General features: G+C 49.5%; 3 protein-coding genes and 1 riboswitch. All 3 genes read left to right on the top strand.

Annotated features, from left to right (window positions below; genetic code table 11):
* The first annotated feature begins 314 nt into the window (after window positions 1–314).
* A riboswitch (adenosylcobalamin-variant (AdoCbl-variant) riboswitch) is annotated at window positions 315–387 on the top strand.
* A gap of 8 nt (window positions 388–395) precedes the next feature.
* On the top strand, window positions 396–2,009 hold the full coding sequence (gene cobG, locus QUB61_RS38380; RefSeq protein ID WP_333133850.1) for a precorrin-3B synthase: 1,614 nt from the start codon (window positions 396–398) through the stop codon (window positions 2,007–2,009).
* Between the two features lie 116 nt (window positions 2,010–2,125).
* Window positions 2,126–2,755, top strand: coding sequence for a precorrin-8X methylmutase (locus QUB61_RS38375; protein ID WP_333133851.1), 630 nt, complete (start codon window positions 2,126–2,128; stop codon window positions 2,753–2,755).
* Complete coding sequence (locus tag QUB61_RS38370; RefSeq protein WP_333133852.1) at window positions 2,752–3,462, top strand: precorrin-2 C(20)-methyltransferase; 711 nt, start codon at window positions 2,752–2,754, stop codon at window positions 3,460–3,462. Before QUB61_RS38375 ends, QUB61_RS38370 begins: the two co-directional genes overlap by 4 nt.
* Window positions 3,463–3,692: the final 230 nt, after the last annotated feature.

Below are 3,692 nucleotides of genomic sequence, written 5' to 3'. Positions count from 1 at the left end.
AACCAACCTACATAAATGCGATTGTCGGTTGATGTTACCCAGTTACAAAACTGTTCCCACAGATTGGCGCTTTCGCGTTGCTGTAAAGTGGTTGTCATTTGTTTATGATTGCTGTATTTGGTTGTCAATGTTCGGATGATGTTTCTATTATTAACGGTATCCTTAGTGTTTGTAAAGGGGTCTAGCGATAGTTAAACTGATTGAACTCATCAGGAAAGCTGATTAAATGATTGACAGGGGCGATCGCCAGGGGTTTTGTTAAGAAAGTTGAGAGTTTTGCTTTCTGTGGGTCAGCTCGTGATACCTTGCTAAAACCTGAAAGCGGGAAAGTCCGGTGCAATTCCGGCGCTGTGCCGCAACTGTAAAAGTCAGAATGCCGATTTCGGGGGCGCTTTGTGGGCGTTTACTTTTGGATTCCCTGCGCAGCACGGGGAGGAGATTATTTGTTAGCTTTGACTAATTTGCCGACTTGTCCGGGTTTATTTTACGGTTCGATCGCCCGAGACGGAGTTTTATCGAGAATGCGGATTCCGGGGGGAATTTTAAACGCGCAGCAGTGTTGGACGATCGCCGATTTGGCAGATCAATACAGTACCGGCTGTTTGCAAGTGACGAATCGGGCAAATTTGCAAATCCGAGAAGTGCACTCGGAAATTCCCCCGGAAGTCTGGAACCGCTTGCAGGAATTGGGGATAGCGTCTCGCCGCGTTGAAGTTGACCCGATTCGCAATATAATGGCAAGTCCGACAGCAGGGATCGATCGCCAGCAGTTACTGGATACTCGCCCGCTAGTGAAAGCTTGGGATGATTACCTGCAAACGCATCCCGAATTGTCGGAACTTTCGCCTAAATTCAGCATTGGCTTGGATGGCGGGGAATCGGTTTCGATCCAGGCTTTGCGCAACGATATTTTATTAGCAGCAGGGCGATCGGCAAAATCAGAAATCGTTTTTCGGCTGCATTTAAACAGCGATACAGGGATTTTAATCCAAGAATCGCAATGTATTTCAGTCTTAGCCGCCCTTGCTAGCGCGTATCTTGAATACACCAAAAATCGGCCTCGAATTGATGGCAAAAAACCGCGTTTGCGTCACCTGCTGGCAGATTGGGGTATTGAAAGTTATCTAGAACGGGTACAGCAGAATTTACCATTTTTATTGCAATTCACATCTTGCACCTTTCCCAAAAACAGGCAAGAGGCCTGTTCCACAAAGAGTGAATTTCCTTGTGGGGTGGGCATCTTGCCCGCCCGCTCGATCGACTCATCTGCAAGGGCGATCGAACAATCCCGACATCTCGGCATCCACCCTCAGCGACAGCCGGATTTCTCGTACATAGGAATTGCGCTGCCTCTCGGTAGGCTAGAATCAAAGCAACTGCGGAATTTGGCAAATTTAGCCCAAAATCTAGCCAGCAGTACCCTGAGACTTACGCCGTGGCAAAATCTGTTGATTTCTGATATCCCCAACTCCCAGCTTTTTGAGATAAAACAGCAAATCGCCGATTTGGGATTGCACTCGTCAGCGACTCGCCTAGATTCGTGCTTGGTGGCTTGTGCCGGCAGCAGCGGCTGTGCGTCGGCGGCCACAGATACTCAAAGTCACGCCCTAGCAATGGCGAGGGATTTAGCGCAAAAATTGACGATCGACCTGCCGATTAACATTCATTTCAGCGGTTGCCCAAAGTCCTGCGCCCAGCACCAGCCAATTGATATCACACTGGTGGGAATTCAGATTGAGCGGGGACACGAGACGATCGAAGGTTACGACATTTATGCGGGTAGAAAAGATTTGCCCTTCGGGCGACCAATTTTTCCGGCGGTGAGTGCGGCCGAGATGCCCGGTGCGATCGAGCTTTTGTTGCAGGTGTATCAGCAGTTTCGAGAGCCTTTCGAGTCATTTGGTGAGTTTGTCGATCGGCGGGCGATCGACCAATTGCAGGAGTTGTTGAGCACCGAAAATCGGAATTTCAAAGTGAAAAAAACTCCCATGAAAACAGACAAAATTTAAGCATTTCTCTTCCTATCTCTCTTGATATTTCTTCCTTCGCGTCCTTCGCGCCTTCGCGGTTCATTCAAAAAATCTATTTCACAAATCCAACAAAATTCCCATAGCAGTTTTAAAGAATGATTGACTACATTCGAGACGGAACAGAAATCTACACCAAATCCTTCGCTACAATTCGAGCCGAAGCAGATTTGTCAAGCTTGCCGCCCGATTTAGAATCGGTAGCCGTGCGACTAATTCACAGTTGCGGCATGACCGATATTGTTGCAGATTTAGCAGCTTCGCCCGGGGCCGCAACCTGCGGACGCCAAGCCCTCTCTGCAGGTGCGCCCATCCTGTGCGATGCCCGGATGGTGGCCGAAGGCATCACTCGCAAACGCCTTCCCGCTAACAATCCGGTGATTTGCACCCTCTGGCATTCCGAAATCCCCGAGTTGGCGCGGCAAATCGGAAATACTCGATCGGCCGCGGCCCTTGATTTATGGCTGGACAACTTGCAGGGTGCGGTTGTGGCGATCGGCAATGCCCCGACTGCTTTGTTCCGACTACTGGAAATGCTGGATGCCGGAGCCCCCAAACCGGCTTTAATTCTGGGTTTCCCGGTAGGATTTGTGGGGGCCGCCGAATCCAAAGCCGAACTGGCCGCCAACAGTCGGGGAGTGCCATTTATTACGTTGCACGGGCGGCGCGGCGGCAGTGCAATGGCAACGGCGGCCGTGAATGCGTTAGCGAAAAAGGATGAATTATGACTACGGCGAATGGTAAATTGTACGGTTTGGGTATTGGCCCTGGCGATCCAGAGTTGATTACTTTGAAAGCTTATCGGATTTTGCAATCGGTGCCGGTGATTGCCTATCCGGCGATGGAAAATGGTAAGGTGCTGGCGCGGGCGATCGTCGCAGATTATCTGCGCCCGGAGCAAATTGAGATTCCGATGCCGTTGCCTTTTAGTCCGACGCGATCGTCTCAACCTTATTATGATATTGCTGCCGAGAAAATTGCCGCACATCTGACCCAGGGACAGGATGTGGCGGTGCTGTGTGAGGGCGAACCTTTTCTCTACGGCTCGTTTATGTATCTATTCAACCGTTTGTCGGCGACATTTACCACTGAAGTTGTGCCGGGAATTTCTTCGACAATGGCGAGTGCCGCTGCCTTGGGAGTGCCGCTGACTTATCGTAACGATGTGTTAAGTATTATGCCTGCGACGCTGGATGCTGAGGTTTTGCGCGATCGGCTGGCGGTTGTTGATGCTGCTGTGATTATTAAGCTGGGGAGGCATTTTGCGAAAGTCCGGGACGTGCTGATTGAGTTGGGACAGTTCGATCGAGCACTGTATATAGAACGCGCAACTATGCCTAATCAGCAAATTCGGGCGATCGCAGATGTCGAGCCCGCTGAAGTTCCCTATTGGGCTCTGATTATGATACCCAGCCAGCAAAAGTCTGTATCCTAATATTTCTCTGCCTGAAGGCGACGCGCTTCCAGGCTTTCCCTACTTTTTTGTGCATTCTTTCCCCTGTATCCACCATTCCTGATATATATAACTCAATCTTATGACTCTCATCAGTTAATCTGTTGTTAAAATACTTTACAAACCTTAGGATATGCTTTATGTTTATTTACATGGCGGAACACAAAGCCGTCACGAACATTGAAAACCAAATAAAGCAATCATAAGCAAAT

Origin of the sequence: Microcoleus sp. C2D2, from assembly GCF_036702495.1 — a bacterium.
GTDB lineage: Bacteria > Cyanobacteriota > Cyanobacteriia > Cyanobacteriales > Microcoleaceae > Microcoleus.
The sequence above is the reverse complement of the archived record's forward strand: the minus strand, read 5'-3'. Positions and strand labels throughout refer to the sequence as shown.